The 25,073-nt window shown below is 39.8% G+C and carries 24 protein-coding genes and 1 tRNA gene; 11 read left to right on the top strand and 14 right to left on the bottom strand.

Annotated elements, in window-relative coordinates; translation table 11 throughout:
• Positions 1-9: 9 nt before the first annotated feature.
• The 3 genes from WC222_07175 to prfB all read right to left on the bottom strand — a co-directional run bounded on the left by WC222_07175 (position 10) and on the right by prfB (position 2,307).
• A complete protein-coding gene (locus tag WC222_07175) occupies positions 10-681 on the bottom strand; it encodes a SprT-like domain-containing protein (protein ID MFA6916161.1) in 672 nt (223 codons plus the stop codon).
• A 6-nt stretch (positions 682-687) separates the two neighbouring features.
• Positions 688-1,215, bottom strand: a complete 528-nt coding sequence (locus tag WC222_07170) for a GNAT family N-acetyltransferase (GenBank protein ID MFA6916160.1) — start codon at positions 1,213-1,215, stop codon at positions 688-690.
• Positions 1,212-2,307, bottom strand: a protein-coding gene (gene prfB / locus WC222_07165; GenBank protein MFA6916159.1) for a peptide chain release factor 2 whose coding sequence is annotated in 2 segments (ribosomal slippage) — positions 1,212-2,237 and positions 2,239-2,307 — 1,095 coding nt in all. Because the reading frame shifts where the segments join, the coding sequence is not laid out codon by codon here. The genes WC222_07170 and prfB overlap by 4 nt, the downstream gene beginning before the upstream one ends.
• Positions 2,308-2,433: 126 nt before the next feature.
• Here prfB and WC222_07160 point away from each other — a divergent pair.
• A complete protein-coding gene (locus WC222_07160; protein MFA6916158.1) occupies positions 2,434-3,933 on the top strand; it encodes a DUF2851 family protein in 1,500 nt (499 codons plus the stop codon).
• A 53-nt stretch (positions 3,934-3,986) separates the two neighbouring features.
• Positions 3,987-4,550: a hypothetical protein gene (locus WC222_07155; protein MFA6916157.1), complete on the top strand. Its 564-nt coding sequence runs from the start codon at positions 3,987-3,989 to the stop codon at positions 4,548-4,550.
• A gap of 55 nt (positions 4,551-4,605) precedes the next feature.
• Here the strand turns inward: WC222_07155 and WC222_07150 are convergent, their stop codons facing one another.
• Positions 4,606-6,756, bottom strand: a complete 2,151-nt coding sequence (locus WC222_07150) for a UTP--glucose-1-phosphate uridylyltransferase (protein ID MFA6916156.1) — start codon at positions 6,754-6,756, stop codon at positions 4,606-4,608.
• A 523-nt stretch (positions 6,757-7,279) separates the two neighbouring features.
• On the opposite strand from WC222_07150, the gene WC222_07145 reads away from it, so the two are divergent.
• From WC222_07145 to truA, 4 genes are all read left to right on the top strand, one after another.
• The gene (locus WC222_07145; GenBank protein MFA6916155.1) at positions 7,280-7,570 is read left to right on the top strand and encodes an SWIB/MDM2 domain-containing protein; all 291 of its coding nucleotides are present in this window, start codon (positions 7,280-7,282) and stop codon (positions 7,568-7,570) included.
• 137 nt (positions 7,571-7,707) lie between these two features.
• Positions 7,708-8,679 (top strand): UDP-2,3-diacylglucosamine diphosphatase LpxG, encoded by a 972-nt coding sequence (gene lpxG, locus WC222_07140; GenBank protein ID MFA6916154.1) that lies wholly within the window; start codon positions 7,708-7,710, stop codon positions 8,677-8,679.
• Positions 8,676-9,338 carry a 2-C-methyl-D-erythritol 4-phosphate cytidylyltransferase gene (gene ispD / locus WC222_07135; protein ID MFA6916153.1) on the top strand — a complete coding sequence of 221 codons (663 nt, stop codon included), beginning with the start codon at positions 8,676-8,678 and terminating at the stop codon, positions 9,336-9,338. Before lpxG ends, ispD begins: the two co-directional genes overlap by 4 nt.
• Positions 9,335-10,093: a tRNA pseudouridine(38-40) synthase TruA gene (gene truA / locus WC222_07130; protein MFA6916152.1), complete on the top strand. Its 759-nt coding sequence runs from the start codon at positions 9,335-9,337 to the stop codon at positions 10,091-10,093. The genes ispD and truA overlap by 4 nt, the downstream gene beginning before the upstream one ends.
• Before the next feature lie 9 nt (positions 10,094-10,102).
• Here the strand turns inward: truA and WC222_07125 are convergent, their stop codons facing one another.
• The gene (locus tag WC222_07125) at positions 10,103-10,774 is read right to left on the bottom strand and encodes an HAD family phosphatase (GenBank protein ID MFA6916151.1); all 672 of its coding nucleotides are present in this window, start codon (positions 10,772-10,774) and stop codon (positions 10,103-10,105) included.
• Positions 10,775-10,884: 110 nt separating this feature from the next.
• On the opposite strand from WC222_07125, the gene WC222_07120 reads away from it, so the two are divergent.
• Entirely contained in the window at positions 10,885-11,688 is an 804-nt protein-coding gene (locus WC222_07120) for a D-Ala-D-Ala carboxypeptidase family metallohydrolase (protein ID MFA6916150.1), read from the top strand.
• Positions 11,689-11,745: 57 nt separating this feature from the next.
• A tRNA-Leu gene (locus WC222_07115) sits at positions 11,746-11,828 on the top strand.
• A gap of 463 nt (positions 11,829-12,291) precedes the next feature.
• Here WC222_07115 and WC222_07110 read toward each other — a convergent pair.
• The 5 genes from WC222_07110 to WC222_07090 all read right to left on the bottom strand — a co-directional run bounded on the left by WC222_07110 (position 12,292) and on the right by WC222_07090 (position 16,359).
• Positions 12,292-12,699 (bottom strand): hypothetical protein, encoded by a 408-nt coding sequence (locus WC222_07110; GenBank protein MFA6916149.1) that lies wholly within the window; start codon positions 12,697-12,699, stop codon positions 12,292-12,294.
• Positions 12,700-12,712: 13 nt separating this feature from the next.
• Positions 12,713-13,909: an acetamidase/formamidase family protein gene (locus WC222_07105; protein ID MFA6916148.1), complete on the bottom strand. Its 1,197-nt coding sequence runs from the start codon at positions 13,907-13,909 to the stop codon at positions 12,713-12,715.
• 118 nt (positions 13,910-14,027) lie between these two features.
• Positions 14,028-14,468 carry a hypothetical protein gene (locus tag WC222_07100; protein ID MFA6916147.1) on the bottom strand — a complete coding sequence of 147 codons (441 nt, stop codon included), beginning with the start codon at positions 14,466-14,468 and terminating at the stop codon, positions 14,028-14,030.
• Between the two features lie 2 nt (positions 14,469-14,470).
• Positions 14,471-15,094 (bottom strand): RloB family protein, encoded by a 624-nt coding sequence (locus WC222_07095; GenBank protein ID MFA6916146.1) that lies wholly within the window; start codon positions 15,092-15,094, stop codon positions 14,471-14,473.
• Entirely contained in the window at positions 15,091-16,359 is a 1,269-nt protein-coding gene (locus tag WC222_07090) for an AAA family ATPase (GenBank protein MFA6916145.1), read from the bottom strand. The genes WC222_07095 and WC222_07090 overlap by 4 nt, the downstream gene beginning before the upstream one ends.
• Positions 16,360-16,465: 106 nt before the next feature.
• Between WC222_07090 and WC222_07085 the strand changes: the two genes are divergently transcribed.
• From WC222_07085 to WC222_07075, 3 genes are all read left to right on the top strand, one after another.
• Positions 16,466-16,981 carry an NUDIX hydrolase gene (locus tag WC222_07085; protein ID MFA6916144.1) on the top strand — a complete coding sequence of 172 codons (516 nt, stop codon included), beginning with the start codon at positions 16,466-16,468 and terminating at the stop codon, positions 16,979-16,981.
• 806 nt (positions 16,982-17,787) lie between these two features.
• Positions 17,788-18,738: a hypothetical protein gene (locus WC222_07080; protein ID MFA6916143.1), complete on the top strand. Its 951-nt coding sequence runs from the start codon at positions 17,788-17,790 to the stop codon at positions 18,736-18,738.
• A 14-nt stretch (positions 18,739-18,752) separates the two neighbouring features.
• Positions 18,753-19,211, top strand: a complete 459-nt coding sequence (locus tag WC222_07075) for a rhodanese-like domain-containing protein (protein MFA6916142.1) — start codon at positions 18,753-18,755, stop codon at positions 19,209-19,211.
• 151 nt (positions 19,212-19,362) lie between these two features.
• Here WC222_07075 and WC222_07070 read toward each other — a convergent pair whose 3' ends face one another.
• The 4 genes from WC222_07070 to WC222_07055 all read right to left on the bottom strand — a co-directional run bounded on the left by WC222_07070 (position 19,363) and on the right by WC222_07055 (position 24,995).
• On the bottom strand, positions 19,363-20,160 hold the full coding sequence (locus WC222_07070) for an outer membrane beta-barrel protein (protein ID MFA6916141.1): 798 nt from the start codon (positions 20,158-20,160) through the stop codon (positions 19,363-19,365).
• Positions 20,161-20,346: 186 nt separating this feature from the next.
• Positions 20,347-21,588 carry a hypothetical protein gene (locus WC222_07065; GenBank protein MFA6916140.1) on the bottom strand — a complete coding sequence of 414 codons (1,242 nt, stop codon included), beginning with the start codon at positions 21,586-21,588 and terminating at the stop codon, positions 20,347-20,349.
• A gap of 383 nt (positions 21,589-21,971) precedes the next feature.
• On the bottom strand, positions 21,972-23,999 hold the full coding sequence (locus WC222_07060; GenBank protein MFA6916139.1) for a cellulase family glycosylhydrolase: 2,028 nt from the start codon (positions 23,997-23,999) through the stop codon (positions 21,972-21,974).
• A 312-nt stretch (positions 24,000-24,311) separates the two neighbouring features.
• The gene (locus WC222_07055) at positions 24,312-24,995 is read right to left on the bottom strand and encodes a potassium channel family protein (GenBank protein ID MFA6916138.1); all 684 of its coding nucleotides are present in this window, start codon (positions 24,993-24,995) and stop codon (positions 24,312-24,314) included.
• Between the last annotated feature and the right edge of the window lie 78 nt (positions 24,996-25,073).

Below are 25,073 nucleotides of genomic sequence, written 5' to 3'. Positions count from 1 at the left end.
GTTTAACCTCTAAGCGAATAATTCCATTTGGTTTTCTTGAATCCATTGCTGGACTTCATCAAACTGTTTGAACTTTTCTTCCAATTGTTTGAATTCTTTTGAGTGTATGCGATGGATGCCTTTTTTATCGATATAAGAAGGGCAAACAAAATGCAGCATTTCATGGTAGATAACAAAATTCACTAGATATTCAGGAATATTTTGTTCATCTAAGAATCTGTTAATTTTAATTAGCTTAAGCTGATCATGATAAAGTCCAAGTGTTAATTTGGAGCGTTGGCTGCTTCTGGAATTGCGTTTTCCAAACCAAGTGATTAACAGGTCAATAGCATTATTAAAATATTCATCATTAACTTTATCGTAAAGCATCTTCAAATTGAAGCAAGCCCCTTGCGTAGACAAATCAGACTTGTCAATGGTATGTGAATAGTCTAACTTTTTTAAGTTTTCCTCAATATAATGCCGGACAGCTTTGGGGATGCTTTCATCCTCGCGGTTCAAATAGCATGCCAGCCCATCCATAACATTGCGGGGTGCCTCTAAAAACATCCTGTGTAAAGATACTTTAGTTCTATCCGGTTCCCATTTTACGCTCAACATGGTACTGCGGTTGTCATTAATTCTTAGATCTAACTTATTACCTAATAATCTTTGTAAATAATCTTGAAAACACTCTTGCATAGTCCCCTACAAAAAACGCTCCATAAAAACTCTTCCAATATACTCTACGTTCCCCTCAGGTTGCATAGATTTAACCCAGTGCGTTTGTCTTCCAAACTCTACAAAGCCAAACCTGCGGTAGAGCCTGATTGCCGGGTTATCGGCATAGACTTGAAGATGGAGAACCTCGATTTTAAAGCGCTCCTTCGCCAAATACATCAGGCTATTCAACAGATGGGAACCTACTCCTTTATCCCGCATCTCAGGTGAAACGATAATACCGAACTCACACTGGTGCGCCAAATTTCTATATGGCTGTAAATATAACGTCGCCAGTCCAGCAGGCTTGCCATCGACTACAGCTGTCACGCTGCAATGATAACGGGCAAAGCTTATCCAGCGCATAGTTGCGTCGTCGACTTCGACAGTATCGCTCATGGGAAACCAGCGGACAACAGCGGGGTCACCTAGCCATTCTTTTAGATAGGCGCCGTCTTCCAACGTGGTTAATCGAATTTCTAAACCCGGTATCTTTTTCAGTTCAATGCTGCTCATCCCGACTCCATCAAATAGGCGTTGACAAATTCATCGATATCTCCGTCCATGACGGAAAGAATATCACCTTTTTCAACTTTTGTACGTGTATCTTTGACTAATGTGTAGGGTTGAAAAACATAGTTTCGTATTTGGCTACCCCATGCATTGTCTTTTTTCTCGCCACCCAAAGCTTGAATTTTAGCTTCCCTTTCCGCTACTTCCATCTCATAGAGTTTTGAACGGAGCATCTTATAGCAGGTCTCACGGTTTTGAATCTGGCTTCTCTGGTTTTGGCATGCTACAACAATTCCTGAGGGCATATGTGTCAAGCGTACGGCCGAATCAGTTTTGTTAACATGCTGTCCACCCGCTCCGGAAGAGCGGTAAGTATCTACCCTCACATCATCGGGACGTATTTCCACTTGGATATCGTCAGTAATTTCCGGCGATACGTCTACAGAGGCAAAGCTAGTGTGCCTGCGTGCATTGGAATCGAACGGTGATATCCTTACTAAGCGATGCACTCCCTTTTCAGCTTTAGCATACCCGTAAGCAAAAGAACCGGTAAATTTCATCGTAATGCTCTTGATTCCTGCAACGTCGCCGTCCAGAACATCCACGACTTCCACAGCCCACCCCTTGCGGGCGGCCCAGCGTTGGTACATACGTGAAAGCATCAAAACCCAATCGCAAGATTCTGTGCCGCCGGCTCCGGAATTAATCGATAAGTAGCAATTATTGCCGTCCAGCTCTCCGGCAAGCATCCTGCGCACTTCAAGGTCAGCCAGAAGCTTTTCAATGCTTCCTAATTCGTTTAGTAGATCACTATAAAACTGTGGGTCAGAAGCTTCATTCACCTCTTTTAGGAGGTCTTCAAGATCATTATAGCGTGTGCTAAGCGATTTTAAGGGCACCGTCCACTCTTTCAGGAGGTTGCATTCACTAATGACTTTTTGGGCAGTTGCATTGTCATCCCAAAACGAGGGCTCTTCCATGCGGACTTCAAGTTCTTTGACTTTAGTTTCTTTGCCTTCAAAGTCAAAGACACCTCAAAAGATGCGTTAATTTACGATCGTATTGCGCTAATCTTTCTTGCACTTCAGTATTCATGATCAAGCTCTTAAATTATTATTGTGGTTAAGAACATAACACAGAACCCTCTAAAAGTCAAAATCTCCTTGAATATTTTCTCGCGCCCCTTAACAATCAAAACCTAAAATTTTGCGAGAATTTCAGATGCTAGATTTATACCCTCAACTCGTCCAACTCCCAGTAAAAAACGCCTCTATCTCAGCAGCAGAAAGTAAAGGAAAATATTTAACTCTTACCGAACGACATATACAAGCTCTCTGGTGGGAACAAATTTATTTTAAAGAATTAATTACTTATTGCGGAAAGAAAATTACTGTTCTTTCACCGGGGCAATGGAATGCCTCTTCCGGACCTGATTTTCTTAAAGCCCACTTAATTATAGAGGGATGCGAATATCGGGGGGATATTGAAATGCACCTTACAGATTCCGGATGGGAAGCCCATACCCATCATACTAATCCCCATTACAATAAGACGATTTTGCATATTTCCTTCTGGAACCATCCCCGCATCACCCCCCTCACAACAGAGAGTGGTAAAACAATCCCCTGTGTTTATTTAGAAGATCAACTAAATATCCCTCATCAAAAAATACTCCAGGTCATTGATATAGATCTTTATCCTTACAAGCCTTTATTGGGAACAGGGAATTGTTCCTCAGCAGTTTTCAATACCCTTACTCAGGATGAGATTAAACATTTCCTGACGAGCGCCTCATTCTGGAGAATTCATCAAAAAGGAAAACAAATTTCGTCATTGGCAGAAAATCCAGAACAATCACTGACAGCAGCACTAGCACGCTGCCTGGGCTTTCCCCATAATAGCAGCATCTTCTTGCAGCTTTATCTTTCACTTTCCCAGCTGCAGGGAACGTATACAACAGAAGAATATCAAGCGTATGCATTGGGCGCTTGTGGATACTTTGAGGATTCTCATCAAGAAAAATGGCTAAATTCTCAGAAATACAGAACACTTTTGCACTTATGGGAACAGCGACCGGAGCTAGGCATCCCAAAATTGAAGCTTTTTCCCCAACGAACACGTCCCTTGCATAACCCTATCAGGCGCATAGCAGCGCTTTCATTCTTACTTACAGACACATCTCTCAAGACACTTCCAGAAATGTTGTGCAAAGAATGGAAAGAAAGCCACCCCCTTTGCACAAAACCTGGCGATTGGAAAAAACTAGGGGAAAAATTGAAAAATCTTTTGCCGAGTTATCACTGCGAGTATTGGAATACCCATTACTTTTTTGAAATAAATAAAGAGGACAACTCTAAAAATGACATTATTATTAAACCATTAGTACTATTAGGCGAACAAATTAAAAAAGAAATGATGGTTAACGTACTACTTCCTTACATCTATTACAATAACAATTATGAAAATTCAAGTAATGAATCCTATTGTCATATTTATACTAATTTATTAAGTGAATACACTTATAAAACTACTTATTTAAAAAATAGATTTTTCGGAAACACCTCCAATGGAAACATTCTGAAATATACTTTTGCCTCTCAAGGGGCATTGCAAATACATTTTGATTTTTGTCAATTTTTCGAAACAAGTTGTATTGGATGTCCTTTTATTGAAAGATTTAATCAAAAGAGGATTATAAATAATTCAGTTGCAAATAAATAACTGTAAATTTATGCTAGTTGTTTTAACTTAAACAATATTAACAGGAGTAAATCATGACTTTAAGTTTAGAAGGCGTAAAAGCTGCATTCGGTACTGTAGGAAGTGGGATAGTCTCGTACGGATCCTATGTCGGTAACGGAATTTATAATGGTACATCAGCTTTAGCTAGTGGCGTAGTTACTGGTTCAAAAGCTGTAGCTGAAGGCGTAGTTGCTGGTTCAAAAGTAGTCGGAACTAAAATAGTATATGTTGCCGGAGAAGCTAAAACTTTCGCGGGTCATAGCTATGCATACCTTTCACCTAAAGTTGCTGCGGCAGCTACATGGGCTACCGGCCCTGGCGCTGGCTTCACATTCCTACTAAGCGCTGTACTTGCATTCGCTATTACTGAATTTAAAAGCCTTCAACCAACCGTAAATCCTGCTAACGGTAGAGTCACAGATCCTAACTGTTATGCTCGTTGGACTTTCAAAGCCATCGCTTTAGGTTGCGCTGTTTCAGCTGGTGTTGTATTCGCTATTGGTCCTCAAGCTGCAAGCGCATTAGCACTTTCAAAAGTTGCTTCTGGCGTTGCATTCCTTAAGACTGTTCCTTACGTCGGCGCTTTGCTGGTTTAAGACTTTCTTGCGGGTCTCGCATGGAGTGCGGCCTAGTTTCGCACTCCATCTATCTTTAGGCTTGGGCCATTTTCCTTAGAACTACCGTTCCGTCAGCCGCAAAGCTATAATGCCACCACCAGGATGGAAAGGAAATTTTCTGTAAACTTTCTCTGATACCTTCTTCGTTTTGCGATATCTTCAAACGGTAACCGGGAGGAACTTCATATCTCTTTGCCCCTTTAAAAGTCACATTTTGCGCATAGAATTCCGCATCTCCGTGCAGAACAATCTCTAAGCACTCTTTATATTTTAGCTCCTTTTTCCAAGGTATCGCATCCGCTCTTTCCACGCCTTCGTTCAATATCGTTACATTCCTTAGGGTACATTTCCCCCCTTTATGGCTATAGGCAAGTCTTCCCAAAGAGTATTCACCTAGTGGAGTATCAGCACGCACCCTTAAACAACCGTTTAGTTCGATATTAAATAAATCTAATTCAGCAATTTCTAATTCTAAAACAGAGTGTTTTGAAAAATTGCCGCCGCGTATTTTCTGTGAGATGATTTCAAATTGAGGTCCTAGGGCAGGGTGTAGATAAGCTAGAAACCCCCAATCATTTTTCAAATATTCTTCTTCAGTGCCTGGACCTTGTATTTCTACTCCACAATGGACTTTCAATAGTTCATAATAAGCATTTAGAAGATAGTAGTAGGCGCCCTGAGGCGTTTCATTTAATCCACTCCCCTCTTTATATGCTTTTTTTGCTGTAGAAATTGTCTTTTGTCGTGCATTCAACATCACAAAAGAGGGCAAGTCATCTTTTGTAGGTTTTACGCCATTTGCAAAAGGTGCTGATAAAACTGAATCAGCAATATTTTGCATTAAGCTTTCAACCCTACCCGCTTGCACTTCACCTAAGGGAGTCGAAACAGTTGTTTTCATATTGATCACTAACCCAGGGAGCGGATTGGCTGTGATGACGTGCTTTATTGCTTTTATATCTGCAAAAAGAATATTGGTATTTGCAGGATAAACTTGACTGCCTTTTTGACCAGGCTGAAGCTCTTTAGGCAAGTCTGTATATTCTATATTTGTGATGGAATAACGTACCAAAGAATCTTCCACATGCGGCACTAATACATCTACTCCTTCAGATGCACCGGGAAGACGCTCGCAGGCAGCAAATCCGAACGTCTTTTTTTGACTAGAACCTATTCCTGCAAATGCCAGCAGAGTTCCGTCTATCCCTGCAGCAGGGTTATTTATCTGGCGAATGAGCGTATACTTTCTCCCTTGCTTGATCAGCCAATCAAAAACGCCTTCGTCCAAAGCTATCTTCCATAATGCACCATGTCCGCCCGGTCTTAAATAGGGTGTGAATTCTTTTTCAACGCACCAGTTGCCTTCCGTAGAAATCAAGGGGACTAGCGGCTGTGTCGCTATTTTGAATGATACAGGATCTCTGCCGTACCAACTTTTTTGCTTGAGATAGTCCTCAATAAGCTGATGGTTTGAGTTACTCTCAGAGGTCATCATCACTAAAGGCGTTTCAACTTGTCGACCGATCAGCTTGAAATAAAGATATTCACGAGCCTGCAAATCCCTAAGTAATCCTTCCAATAATGTATTACCTAAGTAAGGGAGCATAGCTGCGGGCAAAGGGATATTTGTTAGAGGATCTTTTAATTCCAACCTATCTGCCGCACCCCCCACAACATAGATCTCTGACAAAGCATTCATGGCTTCTATGCCGGATCTGATAACACTTCTTCGCAGATTTTGATCCTCCCTAACATCATATGTCGGGGGTAATTCATAGTGGTGCGTTTTGGCATCTTTAGCTTCCAGTTTACGTAAGATAGCTAGATGGTATCCTAAGATCCCTCCAATGGAAGAATAAAAATGATCTGTATTGCGCAAGATCTCTACAACCTTGCTAAAATTATTCCTTTTATTGTCATCCATCTGATGGCATACACCAAAGAGTATTTCTGATTGGTCCAAGGCAAGAATTTGCAAAACGGCTAGACGGGGCTCGCTCTCTAACTTAGCTATCTCTTTTACTAAAGCAGGGTAAGAATTGAAGATTTTTTTTACGACCGGCAGCTCCCGCAAAAGCTCTTCTTTCTCTGTGGCATTCAATGCGCTATGCCATTGTCCCAACAATCTCTCTAAAGAGCTAATATCTATTGAAGATTTTTTAGAAGCTCCGTGGGATAAACTCATATTGATTTCTCCAAACCCTAAAGTCTCATTAGATGTTCAAAATATATTTAAGGAGCTTAACGGGGTGTCTCAACAAATGCAATAAATAAAAAAAATGGGTTGCATCAAAGGGTGTCACAAAATCCAAATATAAGGGATGCATTCTCTTTTAATTATGTTTATTCTATTTGTGAATATTATACTACCTCATTTATTCTCAATGAGATATACCTTTTTCAGGATTCCCTTCACACACTCAGACCTATAAAATTTATATAAATGTTTTGACTATTAACCAAGCCCCAGTTAAAAAAGCGACAAGTGTCATGTATGGCGAATTAGGGTTGATTCGATGCCTAATCTAGCGCTGACCTGTCGATTTGACAAGGGTACAAAGATAAGATTTCGACTGAAACACCGGGAAAGAAAGGTTTCTCTTAGATCCTTTCAGCAATGTTACTTTCCCAGCGCCAACATCTCAAAATGCACCAGGACACTGGATTAACACAATTGAATATGTTATTTCAACTCTAAGGAGAGTATCATGACGAGAGAAAAAGACAAAAAACCTTCAGCTTTCATGAAGCCTGTACAAGTTAGTGAAGCTTTGGCACAAATCGTCGGGCACGGCCCAATGCCACGCACAGAAGTGACAAAAAAACTCTGGGACTACATTAAAAAACACAATCTACAAGATCCCCAAAACAAACGTAACATCGTTCCCGATGCAAAACTCGGTAAAGTGCTAGGATCAAATAGCCCAATCGATATGTTCAAATTGACAAGCGCTATTTCTAAGCACATTAAAGATGCTGAATTAGCACACGCTCGCTAAGCTCTTTTATTCTCTAGCAGAATATTTTCTGCTAGAGAATCCTTTTCTTGCTTGCCCTGAATCATCGCCTATTTCCTGATCAACTACGCTTCATTTATCAATTGTCCTAAAGATCCCATTAGTATATCTTAGTCTATATGAATAAAGCAGAACCCTCCTCACATAAAGTTTTCGATGCTCTTTGCATAGCATCCATCATCGGCATATGGCCTCGCTACTGCGAGCCCAATATCCTGTCAACCAACTATGTCACGCTTAAAATTAAAGATTTGCCCGCTGAATTAGACGGCCTCCGCATCTTACAATTTAGCGATCTACATATTAGCTCTGACAGTTCTGATAAATTCCTCGCTAAAGTCCAGAAGAAAGCCGCCAAATTCTCAGCAGATATTAACATCTTTTCCGGCGATTTCCTTTGTCGTTCTCAGCTAGACGCGCAGTCAAAAGAAAAGCTAAGTCAATTTCTTAACTCTTTTCCTAAAGCTCGCTATGGATCATTTGCTGTATTGGGAAACCATGATTACGCTGAATTTGTCTCCACAAATAAAGAAGGTGAATATGCAATATCATCCACCGATAAATCCGCTGTTTCCAGAGGGTTAAGTAAGATATTTTCACGTTCAAAAGCCCCCAATGCAATGCGCATAGATGTGCACAATGTACCATTGCACAATGAACTACTCCAACTCTTAGCTAAAACTCCCTTCCGCCTGTTGCATAACGTGTCTTCAACGATTCCAATCAACGGAAGCGCTCTCAACATTGCCGGATTAGGAGAATACTCCTTAGGACGTTTTGATCCTGAAAATGCCTTTAGACTATGGGATGAACGCTTCCCCGGCATCATTATTGCACATAACCCCGACTGCGCACCCCACTTAGTACATTTTCCCGGCGCTGTCATCCTTTCCGGACATACTCATGGCGGACAAATCAACTTCCCTATTATAGGAAAACGCTTCCTCTCAATGGAAAACCCCTCCCTTAAAAAAGGCATGATCCATACCGCAAATAAATGGCTCTATGTCAATAGAGGTATCGGCAGCTTAATTCCTTTGCGCTGGTTCGCTCCTCCTGAAATCCTCTGCCTAACTTTGGTACAGGCATGACGCAAAATGCTTCAGTGGCCTTTATCCTTCTTGCAGGCGGTTCTGCTACACGCATGGGTGGATCTATTCCCAAACCATTCATTTCACTGAAAGGCAAGCCCGTCATCAACTATTCACTTGATCTCTTTGAACAAGTTCCCCATCTCACTGAAATTGTTGTTGTCTGCGCAGAAGCTTACCACCCTTATGTACAACATGACGTCACTTTCGCTTTACCTGGAAAAAGGCGTCAAGATTCAGTGTTAAATGGAATAAAAGCCCTTAAGACCAAACCTCAACTTATCGCCGTTCACGATGCCGCACGCCCTCTCATCGACTTACCCCTACTGGAACGCATCATCGCCGCTGCAACCCTCTCAAGTGCCGCTTTAGCCGCCGTACCCGTTAAGTCTACCATTAAATTCGCCAGCACTTCCGGTCATGTCGAGCAAACTCCCGACCGCAATCTCCTTTGGGAAGCGCAGACACCCCAGATTTTCACGTTAGATCTTCTTTTGAAAGCCTTCCATGACCCCATTAATACCCAATTCGATGCCTCCGATGACGCCGCTTTAGTGGAACGCATTGGACATCGCCCCACCCTTGTAATGGGTAGTTACAGCAACATCAAATTGACAACGCCGGAGGATATCCCCCTAGCCGAGTCATTCTTAATATGAATGATCCTGAAAAATACACCTATAAAATGGTGTTGGCTTACGATGGAACGCCCTTTGGCGGCTGGCAGATACAACCCCAAATTACTTCAATACAACAACTTGTAAATGAAGCACTTACCACAATACTTCGCCAACCCGCCTATGTTGTGGGATCCGGCCGTACCGACGCAGGTGTTCACGCCCTTGCCCAAACAGCCCATTTTCACACTTCAAAACCCATCCCCCTATTCAAAGTCTTAGGAAGCTTAAACGGTCTCCTGCCTCCTCAAATTCGCATCAAAGAAATCGTACCTGTTTCGAATGATTTTCACGCCCGTTACAGCGCAACTAAGAAAATTTACCGTTACCATCTGACTTTAAACCCTTTAGCAAACCCTTTTACACGTCTCTATAGCTGGCATATCTCTGCACCCCTCGATTTAGCAGCCTTGCATCAGGCCATACCTTATTTTGTAGGTACTCATGATTTCTGTTCTTTTGCAAATATCCGGGACAGCAGCAAACCGGAAACGGATACCACACGCACAATCTACCGATTAGATGCTATTACAACTTCTGACGGCTTAGCCTTAGAATTCGAAGGAAATGGCTTTTTGTATAAAATGGTCCGTAATATTACCGGCTGCCTGATCGAAGTAGGCAAAAAGAAACGCAGCGCTGACGACATCCCTGCCCTCCTATCTGCAAGAAATAGAACCGCTACAGGCTCAGCAGCGCCTGCTCACGGTCTGTTTTTAGTGGATGTCCTCTATTAATCTTCACAACTAGAAGCACTGGGCTTTAACCTCATCCATTGAAGCGAAATGCAAGGCGCCTTGTTCGACCACATGAGGAATTTCCGGATACTCCATGGAAGTGACCAGTACCCCTTGCGCACCACTTCCCATCACAGCACGCAACCCACGGACTGTATCCTCAAACCCGACAGCCTTGCCATCAGGATCCATCAACTGACGCTGGGCAGTGATATAACATTCAGGATCCGGCTTAGCCTTACTGTAGTGTTCACGTGTAATCCAATACGGAATGGTATTTAGGATCGGATGTTGCTTACGCAATACCTGAACAAGCTCGCTTGCAGAATGTGTGACTACACAGCGCTTATAGTCTTTGTCTGCCAACAATGTTAAGAACTTTTCCACCCCCGGCATAAGCGTAATGGCTCCTTCATGGTAAAGTTCAATAATGGCTTTAGTTTTCTCTTTATATAGAACTAACCACGTCGGCTCCTGCTCTAATAACTCAGGAAACTCTTTATACAATGCATGCTGCAATCCATCATGGCTGTAGTGAGCAAAACTACAATATTTCGTAAAATCCCATGGTAAATCGATTCCTCTATTTCTGCACATGCGGCGGTAAGCTTCATAATGCCCCCTTTCCGTATCTACTAAGAGACCATCAAAATCAAACATGAATAACTGATATTCTTCCATTTCACTCACCTTTGAAAAACAAGCAGTCATATTATCTCAAATAGAATATTAGTTCACTAATTCCTTTTTTCGGATATAGTTCACATAAGCTAAACATATCTGTGAAATAGATGCAGATCTTAAAAAAATCATTTTTACTTTTGCTCTTGACTGCCTGCGGAAACCCTGAAAACACCCCTGTATCCACTCCTCAGAACATTCAAACCGGTGAATACATCACCCGCAAACAGGACGAATTCCGCTTCATCCCCTTGGCTGCCCACTCACAGCCTCCACCTGCCTACCCTTGGACTTCAAAAGATCCAAATGCTATCACCAAATACCATTTCCGCTGCAAAGGCTGCTTATGCAACCCCCCTCTTATCCTAGATAAAAACGGACAGAAACATCGCATTTACGACTGCGAAGGCGACATGCAACATAGCCTCCCCGTGCGCGACGGTAAGGAATTTGTCTATCCTATTCTGATCGATATCTTGAACTATATACAAAACCGAGCTCAACAACCTGTCATCATCACCAGCGGACACCGCTGCCCCGAACATAATGCCTACGTAGACCCCTCTCCAAAAAACTACTCCTCAAAACACATCATGGGGGCCGAAGTCTCCTTCTACGTCCAAAACTACGAACGGCAACCTCAAAAGATTATCGAATGGATCAGGGATTACTACACCTCACACCCCTCAAAAAGTGCAGATAAAGACTTCACCGCCTTCCAAATCTCCGATAAAAGCGACCTCAGAACAAAACCCCTCTCTAACAAAGAAATCTTCATCAAAACTTACCTCTCCTATGAAGGCCGCAACAAAGACAATACCCACAACTTCCCCTACCTATCTATCCAAGTTCGATGGGACGAATCGAAAAATACTCGGGTCACCTACACTCCTCAGCCCCTTTACCGCAATTAATCAAAATTCTCTTCCCCAAAATCCTCCCTTCTCCTAAACTAACTTCATCCCTACTCTGCCGGAGTGGCGAAATGGTAGACGCGGTAGACTCAAAATCTACTCTAGGAAACTAGGTGCTGGTTCGAGTCCGGTCTTCGGCAATTAAGGGGGACGCTGTCCCCCTTAATAATCCCCCTGCCAAAGGATGACATCCTTTGGAATCCTGATACGTAAGCTTCGCCTCGACAAAATTTCTACGTATATTCTAAATGTTCAACTTGTCAAAAAGCACTAAGTTTTTTGGAGCAACATCAACTGAAATTCATGCGCAAAGAAATCACAAAAACCCCGCCTACAATTACAGAGCTAAAGCAGCTATCAGAAAGGTAATTTAAAAAATTTTTCTACACATTACGTCTCTTATATAATGAGATGAAGTTAAATGAAAAGTTAGGGAAAATACCCCTCGATGAAACCTTAAGGGGACAGCTGTCCCTTAATCATTCCCCAGAAGGATGAAATTCTTTGAAATCTTACTTTTTTATTCCGCGTTGCGAATCAAATAACAAGAATTGCTCGCTTCCACCAGTCTTTACTGGATAGTAAAAACCACATTTTTTATCATCAACATCCCGAGCCTACCATGAGAACAGTGGGGGACAAATGATCTTGTTCAAGGCTGTAGATTTTGTTTGGTTCGATGTCGACCCAATTGGTTATAAAGTCTGGACCTCCCTCTTCTTTCGACCAGGCGAGTATTCTGAAATGCTTAGCTTTTTCAGGGATATTTAAGTTGACTTTTCCCGATTGAGCAATGTTTTGTATGCTGCTTGGGTTTAATTTAAAGCCATACATCAATGCTTTATTGTTGTCGTCAACCTCTTTTGCAGAATCTGCCCATTGAATGGCAATATTTTTTTTCTGATCTTTATTCGGATAGGATGTTTGGTTATCCAGAATAATATCTTGAGCAAATCCTGTTGTTGCCAAGAGCAATAGATTGAGAAATAGCAATGTAATTATTTTCTTCATTTTGCCACCTTTGTTATTCAAGCGTAATCCCTTCTTGAGGGCTGCATGTAACATCATCATTTACTTTTGGAGCTTTTAGTGGAAAAAAGCCCTCGGAACAAAGAGTGCAAGTTTTACCAATTCGTTTGAAGGGCTCTTTCGGAATATGTACAGTAACATTTTTAATGACATTAACGGCTTCAGCAATTTCGAAATCACCGATCATACTCAAGAATTGGTAGCTATCTTCTGACGTGAAGCCTTGTGTGCGCACTAAAAAGTCGATGGCATTTCTTGAGGCAAGTTTCATGGCCTCAAAGAGATCCTCATTTAATCCTACAATCATCCAGTGGGTAGAGTTTTCAATGATCGGCCAGCTGAAAGCGTCTCCTCCTTTTCGTTTTGATTTGTTAAATACACCTTCGGCTTTAAGATCTTTTCTGACGATAAATTGTAGAGTAATGCCTTCATATGAGGTTTCCAAAGCTGTAATATCGATTTCGCCGTTGCTTTGCATGGCATGTGAATCCCCCGTCCAGACAAGAGCTCCATTTTGAAATACTGGGAGGAAAATGATTGAACCAGCTTGTAGCTCGGGCTGATCTAAATTCCCGCCAAAAGGTCCGGGTGGAACCGAATTAAATTCACCAGCTACTGGTTGCCCCATTTGAGTCTGTAAATTGACAGGCCATCCATTTGGCCAATCAAGAGGAGGGGCTACTGCGATAATCCCTGGAAAAGGTTTTAGTTGTAAGCATATGCCTTTCACAAATTCAGTAGCGGTTTTTTCTTTGTTGTATTTGAAATATTTGATTCTTGGTTTGGTAAACTCTGATAAGATTCCTTGAGTAGGGCTTAAGAAATTATATCCAAAATCATTCAACTTTATGTCTATAACTCGAATTTCTATCACATCTCCTGGCTCGGCGCCTTCAATGTAAACAGGTCCTGTTAGTGTGTGCATGCCACGTCTTGTTTGAATGTCGTGTTCTGTATAAAATTTTGCTACATCTGCCGGAGTTGTTTTATTGAAAACCATTTCATGAAGACAACTATTCCACGTTTCAAGAGAAACGCTATCTCCAGAACGAATTTTTACGACTGGTGTCTTATTCAGTGTAAAAAGTCCAAGCGTTGTGGTATCTGATGTAGCGGGAACTCTAAAAGTTTCTCCTCTAATGGAAGAAGCGTGTAATGAGATAAAGAGAAATAAAAAAAATATTCTTTTCATTATTTTTCTCCTTTTGGACAAGAGATAAAATTCATTGTCGTAAGATGTAAGAAAATTTATTCAGTCATTTTGCATTGAATAACAAGTTTTTGAGTTTCAGTAAAGTGAATAGCAGATATTATACTAACGCCAACAACCTCCGATCAATTGAAGACCAATCGAACTCTAAAGGGATTTGACTTTTATAATCCAAACAAAACTTGCTATAAATTTTTACATCTTTTTGGCGAAGTTGTATTACCCAAATCACGTTTAATGGATTATTGCTAGCAAAACGAATAGAACCATTCTCATCCAAATCAACTGCTTTGAAATACATGTTTTCAATTTGAGCTGAGGAGTCCTTTTGAAGTAGAGGTTTATCGAGCAATGTCGAGAAAAATGCCCCAATGAATTCAACCCGAACTTCTTTTCTGGAAAATACCTTGATTTGTGGAATTTGCGTCTGAAATGACAAGATTTCACTCTGTAGTTTACGTATTGAAAATAATTCGGCGATCAAATCATTTGTATTTTGCTGTGATTCTGGAATATCAAATTGTTCTTCAATCTTCTTCAAAATTAATGAGATTTTTTTCCAAAATAGTTTTGCTCATCTTTGAGAGTTTGAAACCTTTTGACCAACACGTGGATATTTGTAAAGGGATCTTCCTTTGGGTCATTACGTTGCTTGGCAATCAGCAATGCAGCATGCTTACACGCTACTTCAATGTGAGAATAGGTGGAATTAAAAATTTGAACCCCATCCTTCTCGTAATTGGAAAAAGGTAGCAATTTTTTTAAGGCTTTTAACATTTGTTGAGGATTTCCAAATCCGGATTCTCGCATTTGAAAATGCAGAAAGGGCCATAGTTCAAAACAAGGATTAGAAATAATGGGAATAATTTTCTTGGATTTACATAATTCAATCGCCTCTATAAAAGCTGAAAAGTCATTGTCTCGATCAAACACACAAAATATCTTATCGTACTTTACCCCATCCTCTTTAGATTTGCGTTTCGCTGTATTCACGATGCTTTTTGGATCGGTTCCATCCCCTTTGCATATGTGGACATGAATACGCAGACTTCTTGCGAGCTCACAAAGATAATCTACTTCCGTTTCTCCTTCACAAACAACTAGATCAAGCGGAGAATATAGAGTATCAGGCTTCCGATAGGAACGTATGGAAATTCTTCTAGTCATGAGAAACGAAATTTCCCTATGAATGGAAGAGCCCCATAGCGACCTTGTAGATAACCTTTGCCTATGGCTTCACCCTTGCGGGGTTTAAAATCTAAAAGGGAATAGAGTCGAGATGCTTGTTGTTCATCTTTCTGTATAAACCAAACTTGATCTCTTCTAAATAAATCACTGTCTAGCAAAGAGGTGTCATGAGTGGTGAAAATAAGTTGAGCATTTTTTTGGTTAGTTTTTGGGCTATGAAAAAGCTCTATTAAATATCTAACGATATTGGGATGGAGATGAAGATCCAGTTCATCTACAAAAAGCACCAAACCTTCACGCAAGGCCTTTAACCATCCTCCGGCTTGTGAAAAGAGTCTTTGAGTGCCATCTGACTCGTCTAGAAATAAGTCAAAAAACACTTTTTGATCAGAATCAAGCATTTTGTGCTGAGTTCTAACTGCTACTTTTTTTAAAGGAGGGACTTCCTCTTCAATCAAATGAAAGTTCTCGATCCCAATATCTGCACATTCCATGAATTTGTGAATCCATGGCGCAGTTTTGGGATCTTTTAGAAATTGAAAGGTAAGATCGGGATTAAAATAAATTTCTTGTATAGGACCATTTTTTAGCAAAATGACAAGTTGATCTCTAAACCAAAGAAAGATTGGTTTTAGCTGTTCACTATTGAATTGCACGGCTGTGGAAAGATAGAGAGCATTGGCTCGCGTCATTTGTTCCCAAACTTTATGTTCTCCCTTAAAGCTTGGACCTTGATACCAATCGTATGTTTTTGAAGATGGATTCCATTTTCTGGTAAACCACGTTTGACGATAGTTTTTAGGATATGCATAAAGTTCTTCACTTATGATCTGATCTTCAGTGAGGGCTAGGTGATAAGTGAAACGAACATCATTGCAAACGAAGTCGATAGAAAACTCACTCGGTTCATTTTGAGATTTTGCATTCAGTCGAAACGGTTGCAGTGGGATTTTTTGTTTTTCTTGATATGCCGTTGAAGATGCGAGAACGAATTGCTGTAGGAAAAAAATTGCTCGAATCAAATTGCTTTTACCGCCAGCATTAGGCCCATAAATCACAGCAGAACGAACAAGGCGCTGATTTTGAGAAGATTCAAATGTGTTTGAATCGCGTAGTTCGGACCCTTTTCCTGCAGATAGATTCAAGACTTCTTCTTTCTCGAAAGAACGAAAGTTTTTGACTGAAAATTGCAATAGCAAGGGATTTTCTCCTATATAAATCTTGTGTTTACTTAATTTTTGCATATTTTCTGCAAAATGTCTAGAAATTCCTCTGCTTTTATGCTATTTTAGGGATATCTCACTATGTTAAGTGTAGCGAAAAACACCAATCAAACAGGATCATTTAAGGATGAAAAAGATTTTAATCGTCTCTCTATTACTTCTCACCAAGCTTTCTGCGACTGTCTACTTAGAACCAACACCCCAATTTAAGCCCTGTGTTGAAGTTGCTACAGTTTATATTGAATACAAAGGCCAAATTTTAATTCTTCATCGTCAAAACAATAAATCCGAAGGAAATAAATGGGGTATCCCTGGAGGTAAAGTCGAAAAAAATGAAACTCCTTTACAAGCTGTAATAAGAGAAACTAAAGAAGAAACAGGTATGGATATTTCTAACCAAACAATTGAAACTTTAAAGACTGTTTATGTCGAATATAATGAAAAAAATCACTTTGTATACCATGCATTTCGAACTCAATTGCAAGGGGATCCCGGAGCAGTGAGAATTAATTTTGATGAACATAAAGGATTCACTTGGGTTAAGCCCATCGATGCATTAAAAATGGATCTATTGCAAGATGAAGACGCCTGCATAAAGAAAGATTATTTTCTTCACGATCATTCATCAAAGCTTAATGGTTAAAATCTCCCCCTAGAACCCCCTCCGTCGTTGACTTTGTTGTTCTATTGATATGAAGGGGGTAAAGAAAAAGGTGAAAAAGCTTCTAAAATCCTACTAAACAGCCTTTTTGCAAATTTTTGATCCCTTATTACTGGTACTAGCTAGCGAAGATTCCATTTTTATAAATGGTTCGAGCTCATAGATTTTGCGCATTCCTTCGACAAATTGGTTCGATAATTGTCCGTTCATCGGCAATTAAGGGGGCTTTACCCCCTTAATAATCCCCCACCAGAAGGCAACAGGCCCTCGGACTCCCTCAAATACTTTAATTCTGCAACCACACAAATTATTGACCTGCCATCAGCATTTCACCGGATAAACTCTCCCCCAAAGAGGATCCGTCCGGTTTTTTCATTTTCTAACACCCAGTTGCGATACCTACATCTTTTATGGATATCATCGAGAGCAGATTACTCACTAGGCTTACGCTTAGTCCTATATGAGTTCTAGACAGCTACTTCATACACGAGATAGACAAAGGAATTTACTGCCAAAAATACTGGCGGTGGCATGGTTTTCCAAAGTCAAGAATATTCCATTTTTTCTAAGAAAATGGAACTTGTTGCACAAAATACTACAAATGTAGTATTGTCTTTGAAGAGATTTTATGACAAAAAGAGCATTTGATAAATTGAAATCACAAATTCTAAACTATTATCTTTGTATGACATTTGCGTTTGTTTATTTTATTTAAAAATACTACAGATGTAGTAAATTAGTCGTTAAAGCGACAAGCTCAAATGATATTAATTATTTAAGGATTAGCTATGCACTCATTAACAGTTCATCAGACAAATTTAGATAGGAATGAATTTTTCTTTCAAAACCAGATAAGCACAGAAATAAAAAGAATTTATGGCAAAGCGGATCAGGTTTGGAGCTATCTTGGAAAAATTATAATCTTAACGCGACACCTGTTAAATGCTGCTAGCAAAAGCTGCCAGTTAATCTGTTTGTTAGGAAAGGACTTGCCGGAAAGGATTAAGAAAACGACAACACGCCTAAAATTATTCTCGATCGTAAGCATACCCTTTAGCTTGATTTCTTTAAAATCAATCTCCGAAAAAATTTTCAAAAATTACCTAATTAATAATAAAGAAGATGTTGTATTAGGTTCATTATCTTTTACTATTATAACTATAGATATATTTGATTCGATCACTACTTTTGTTAATACAGTCTTAGATCTATCCGCGCGCTCGCCTATAGCAAGTTTATCCGCTCTAGGACTCCCTTTTGGTCTTGCCATGTCTGGCCTAGGCACCATATCCCGCATCATTCAAATAGCGAAAACTTATCAAGTCTCTGGAAGTGTCAGCGATGTCCGGATAGAAATGTTTGAGGCATTTTTAGAAAAAAAATTAGGTGTCAATGAAATACAAGCCAAAATAGCGGCGCCGCTTACAGAAAAAACTTTGAAAGCAATTCCTGGAGAAATTGAACTCCAACTTCACAAACTTTATGACTTAATTACTAAAGACAGAACTGAAACATTTACTGATCCACAAATTAGTGAGATTTCTCAAATACTGGATGATATTCAAGCTAAACTAAAAAAGAAATACATTATCGAAGGACTTGGTATTTTTGCTAATACCTTGATCATTTCAGCTCTATGTTTATTTTGCTTGGGATCACTAAGTTCAATGCCTTTCTTGCTCTTAGCTTCAAGCTTTTTTACTAGAATTTTTTCGCTTACATACCAAGATTTAACCTAAGGAAAGGAGAATATATGAAAAAAATAATGCAAATTTTAATGATAGCTACATTTTTAGTTACCTCTTCAACAAGTTATGCTCTTAGTGGAGAAGGAACGCGCTGTGTTCAGTCTGAAGAAGCTGTTAAACGTACACCTTATGGCCATATTGATGCACGTGGTCTGAAAGCACTCATGGATGCAAATACTTCATTCTTTTTATTGGATGCCCGCGGTAATAAATGGAATGATGGGACGATGATTCCTGGAGCCAGACTTGCCTCCTATGAGTTCTCTCCTGAAGAATTAGAGCAAATCATCCCAAATCAAAATGATCTAATAATAGTTTATTGCTACACTTTTACGTGCCCCCTTTCAAGATATTTAACCGATAAGCTGGTAGAGCTCGGTTATAACAATGTGCTTGAATATCCAGGCGGCTTAAAAGAATGGCGTGAGGTGGCTGAGTATCCAGTAGTGCCTATAGAAGAATAATTGAAGACTGCACTTAGTAGAATTAAGGGGGCTTTGCCCCCTTAATAATCCCCCACCAGGACTATTAAGACAACCGAATGGTAATAACAAACCATTCGGTTTTTTTATGCTTTCTCACAGCATCTAGGCCGTGCTTATACCCTTAATTTTGTTATAAGTCGTACTGAAGGCCAAAAACAAAAGCATTATATTGGCTGTTTTGCACTTTAACATTCCAAGGCGAGGTAGGCGCGTGAGTAGGGTATACAGTCGATCCAAAAATATAATTACTGGAGTCCACAAACAAATAGCGATATTCACCAAAAATGTGGAACGATTCACAAACATTATACCGAAGCCCTGCCTTTGCTTGAGCCGCAAAAGCCCATGACGAGTCGCTTCGTTTAGAATTGAAATGGTTTATGCCTGCTTCCTCGGGTGAAGTTTGTAAAGATGTGGCATTTCTAATGGATATGCGTGTCGCACCAATCCCCCCACCTACGTACGGAGAAAACGCCCTAAAGCAGGAATTGTTCAGCGAAAATACAGCGTTGGCTAGGTACACGCCCGCATCCATCTGAAAAGAATCCAAAAAGTCGTGTTCAGGCAATCTGTCTGTGGGGTTAATGAGGTGTCCTCTTTTGGTATAGCTATACCAATAACCTTCCAGCTCTACTGCAGAGGCTATAGACCAATCTGAGCACCCGATATTTAGAGGGGATCTAGACCATTCATATCCAATTTGTGCGCCACCAAATCCTGATGAAGTTTTCTTTGTGGGTCCTTGCGCATATACAGCCAAAGGACCACCTACAGCCTCTGTGAAATAAGCGGTTCCCATTTGAGAAATTTTTGTAGAGTTGGAGTATATTCCCCCACCAAATGCTCCTATATACATCCTATTAGATTCACAGGAATCAAAACATTCGGAGGAATCACAACAATCCCAAGCCATTAAAGAAGAATTCATTATATTTAATGATAAAAGCGCTAATAAGGCTAATAGGCGACTTTTGCTAAATGGGCCAAACATCATTTTTCTCCATTTTTTGTATCGTATAAATAAAAGTGCAATATAATTCTTTAAACCAGTTTACCTTTTTTATATCCACTTTTATTCTAAGCAATGAATGAGATGCAAGTAGGTATAATTTTCTTAATACAGGTACCCCCAAGCAAGCGAAAGAGAATTGTAATTTTTCATTGAGTTGAATTTTCCTCCTCCAAGTTGTTCTGGCATGTAACCCGACTGAGTATTATCAAAACCATGTGAAAATGTTAAGAAAAAATCATGCTGGTGATAATTGTAATTAACTCCGCAAGAAATAAGATTATAAGTTATTTGTCGCATATAACTATGGGATATAATGTATGGGGACTTTCTTGGTAATTTGATCCTATGAGAAAAGCCGGCGCCCAGCGACAACATAGTATTTACTTTATACCCTAGTCCGAGGTTAATTAAAGTCGCATCTTGCAACCCACTTCCCGGAGACTTAGTAGAGCCTCGCTTACTGGTATTCAACTTTCCATTTGGCAAAATACTGTTGTTTGAGTTTGGAAGATTTCCAAGATCAGTCCAAAGAACTTCAAGACGCCCTGCAATTTTCTGGGTAAATTGATAGGTAAACCCTCCTCCTATCGTTTCAGGGATGTAATTTTTTGCATAATGAGGCTCAAATCCCCGATATTTCCTGTATTGACCAACATAACTTTTTTTTATAAAGGCTAATCCAAAAGTAAGGGACTTATTGATATTCCATCTCCATCCTAAAGTTAATCCAAGCCCGTGTGAATGGTCCATTCCATTGTTTGTGACGTGTCCGGGAGAAACCGATCTGAGCGGATTATCGGAATTTTGAAAGCCGTCTCGAAGATGGGATAAATAGAAATAGTCTAATGAAAAGCCTATTGAGTGATCCTCATTAAGCATTAATGAAAATATAGAGGAAACGACCTGAGTTTTATCTTCTATATGAATAGGTGTATTCCCTAAAATAGGAATAGGCTTTTTTGTTCGTGCCTTTATATAACCCGGTGTCGTGTAAGTGGCTAAACTTATCGAACATTCATATCCTTTTATTTTTCCTCGCCTATGAATGGCGGCATCCCCTGTAAATAAATACTTAGCTTTGTAAGTCTGGTCGATTTTTCCTGGATTAAAACGGGGATTGTCATCTTGGTTATTAAGTGATGATTTTTGATGAACCAAAAATAACCCAATATCAAAACGGTCTTTAATCCAAACCGCATTTGCAGGGTTAACAACGCCTGCAAATGCATTATGACCGCCTGAAATGGAATTCGGGCGTCCTCCAGCCACCATTCCATAGACGGGACTGCCCAACAAATTTAGAACAAAAATGAGCTTTATTGCCCAATTAATGGAACAGTTCATGGCTTTTTAAAAAAATTCATATGTTTAAATAAACCCATAATTATTCAGTAGATGTCGCTATTCCAATAAAAAGGTATAGGAAGTTTTAAGCTTTAATTTTTTTGTGATAATAGTCAAAGACTTACCTCTAAGTAGAGTAGGCTCTCCCAGTTCACGAAGCAGTTACGAAGAACTCAAAGAAGTAAAATATAAACTGTAAAAATATTCAGCTGGTAAAAGTAACTCTATACAAAGGGTAGCCATCCAACTTATTTCTTGAAGTGCAAACAAACAAAAAATGGAAGCTACTCATACGGACAATACAGGACTGCTTATTTTTCTAGGTATGGATTGTATTGACCTCAGCTCGTTTTTGTGAATGACTGATGACTACATCAGAAGCCCTATATTTTATGGACATGTACACTGACAGGAATAGACCAGTTACCATTTGGGTCAACTCCTACCACTGTATAAACTGTTATGCTTTCGTTCTTTGCCCTATCTTTTACCTGATACACTCCATATTTATTTAGACTGTTGACTTTTCCTACTAGTTGAGTCAAATCATCATTTCTAAAAACAAGGTAGTAAACAGGTTCTTGGAAAAAATCTTGTGATTTCGTTGCTTCCCATGTAATCACATTTATAGTCTTATGGTGGCTATCAATAACTTGCTTACCCTTAACATTATTTGGAGGGGATATTCCTAGCATCCGTGCATTTTGATTTGAGACCGAAGTGACTTGTATCGTTCTACTTGTAGTAAAGGGAGGTTGCCCATCTTCAAGTACTGTTAAAGTCGCTACATAAGTACCATTTCTGGAATATTTGTGAGCAGTAAAGGGGTTTTGTGATGTCTGACTGGATGCATCGCCAAAATTCCATATATAAGTCCCTGGCCCTTGCCTCAAAGAACTAAAATTTACTACTCCAGCTATCTCAGGGAGTGCCTTAAAAGATTGTAAGGCGTTAGGTGTGCCAATTAAAGTCCCTGGATTTTGAACAAGATCGCTCTGAATATTGACTCCGCCATAAAGGGCCGTGCCTGTCCAGTCTTGAATCAAACAAGGGAATTGCGGATCACCGCTTTGCACCCACCACGCAAAGGCAGAATAGTGAACATTGTTGGCATTTGCAAAAGCAAGTATGTTTGAATAAATTTGGTTATAACCGTTGGGATAATAGGAACCACTATTGCATCCGAATTCGGTGAATATAAGAGGGTAATTTCCTAAAACACCTTGGTAATTCTGTTGAAAGGTTCCCCCTTCCCCTGTATAGCCAGGCTGCCCTTTGGAATTATATGGATGGGAACAATAGACAATATTCGTTCCATTCACACAAAAGTTTGGATTCACAAAACTGAGATCATAAGCATAATCCAATCCACCCACTATGCAAATATTTTGAGCTCCTGTGCCTCTGACAGCATCATATAACTGTTGGTATCCTACATATGTGCTATCTCCATTCAACCAAACATCCGTTGTTATCCCATAAGGTTCGTTGAAGAGCTCAAATAAGACCGTCCCAAAACTGGCATAATCGGTAGCAACTTGCTGCCAGAATGTAAGAGAGTCTTGATTTGCCATTGGACTTTGTTGCCCTGATTGTACCCAGTGCAAATCTAAAATGACAGTCATACCAAGCTGGGTAGAATAGTAAACAATTGCATTGATAATTTGTTTATATGAACCACTTTGTGTTACAGGTCCTGAGCTCAGCCAATATCCCTGATATAAATCTAGACGTATAACATTCGAATGTGCGGTTGTTCCTCCGGAACTCCAATTAGCAATGTTTGATAAATCTTGCGTTGAAAGGTATTGACCTGTCGCACTCCACTCTAAAGATGGCCGGACGATCCCTTTGAGCAAAATAGGTGTGCCATTGTTATCTACTATCTGATCGCCCACAACTTGGAGGATGATAGGTTGGGAAGTTCCTGGATACACCGCTGGTGTTGCTAAAGGGGCATTTGGAAAGGGTCCTGCACCGCCACCTCCGCCTCCTGGCGTATAAATGGTATTGACAGTCAATTGATAAGCGGAAATTCCATTATTATAAGAGAGATTGACTCCATCTAAATAATAACCGTTAGTTCCTGCAGTATAGTTGTTCCACTGTACAGAGCTGCCATCGCTTGATAAGGTAATTGTTCCATAATAATTTGCGGGGCTCGCAGTGTCATACACATTCCATGAGCTCCAATTGCTGGAGCTATCCGAACTCCAAGGGACATTTCCAATTTGTTGATAATCAATTGTGAAGGCTCCCCAGTTCGGTCCATTCGCTGATAATTGAAGCTGAAGCCTTGGATTACTTCCAGTCCCTAAATAGTTGGCAAGTTGTTGCCCGGGTGTGTTTCCTATCAAAAGATTGGAAAAAGCAACAAAAAAAGAAAAAAATAATATTGAAATTCTTGTCATAAATCCCCTTTCTTTAATTGGTTGCTACATTCATGTGAAAGGATTCATTATGAAAATGCTGCAAGAGAGTCTAAAAATAAAGTTTAGAAAAGGCTAGCTTATTTGTAAAATTTATTTTTTCTTTCTACTTTATGGAATTTAATATTTCTTCACTGGTCTTCGCAATTTCAATCATCAAGATTTGATCTTTTTGAGAAATCGGTCCTAGCACTAACGCCCTCTGAATTTTTCATCTACTAAAATCTAGTGATACCTTGCTTTAGGATATTTCAGAATAGAGGGGCGGATAAAAATAAGGTTTTCAAGTCCGAATCAATTTTGTTCTTTAGAAGATTTTATGGCTAAAGCAGAAAATTCAGAGACAAGGGAAGATATTAGAATCACCATATAAAGCTGTCCAACAACCCCTTCAAGCATTGCTAGACTTCTAGCTGCCATGCTGACAGGTACAATATCTCCATAACCAATAGTCATCAGCGTAACAAAGCTAAAGTAAATGAGGGAAAAAGGATTAATGCTCTCACTCAACGGAAAAGCGGCCGGATTGAATAAATAGACAATTTCATAAAGTCTTGCCCAGAGAACGCCAAAAATCAAGTACACTGCGACTGCTGCAGCGATACGGTATCTTAATATTGTTTTGTCGATAAGAAAATGTTTAATAATCAAAACAGAAAATGCAACCAGCGTGATGACTGCAAGAATATTATCAGCAACTGCTAATGTGAAATTTGAATGGTTAAATTTATGTAATATTCTAGTAAAAACGGACAGAAAAGCTATTAGCAGCATGCCGAGCTTAATGGTCATACTGCAAGGAGTTGTAAATACTCCAGTAATCAGTATCATTGCAAATACACATTCAATTAACACATCCGAGATTAACCCTTCCGATATCATCAAAGGCGAAACAAAAATTCCAAGGAAGAGTAGGCCGGAGAGAACGTAAAGGCCGCGCCCTGTTGTCCAGAGATAGTAAAATTCTTCTTTCATCATTTAGTAATAACTTTCCTAACTTTAGTTATTGATTCATATGTTTCGGAAAATTTCTATAACATTTTTTTTGTTTATCCA

It is taken from the genome of Parachlamydiales bacterium, from assembly GCA_041671045.1.
Lineage (GTDB): Bacteria > Chlamydiota > Chlamydiia > Chlamydiales > JABDDJ01 > JABDDJ01.
The sequence above is the reverse complement of the archived record's forward strand: the minus strand, read 5'-3'. Positions and strand labels throughout refer to the sequence as shown.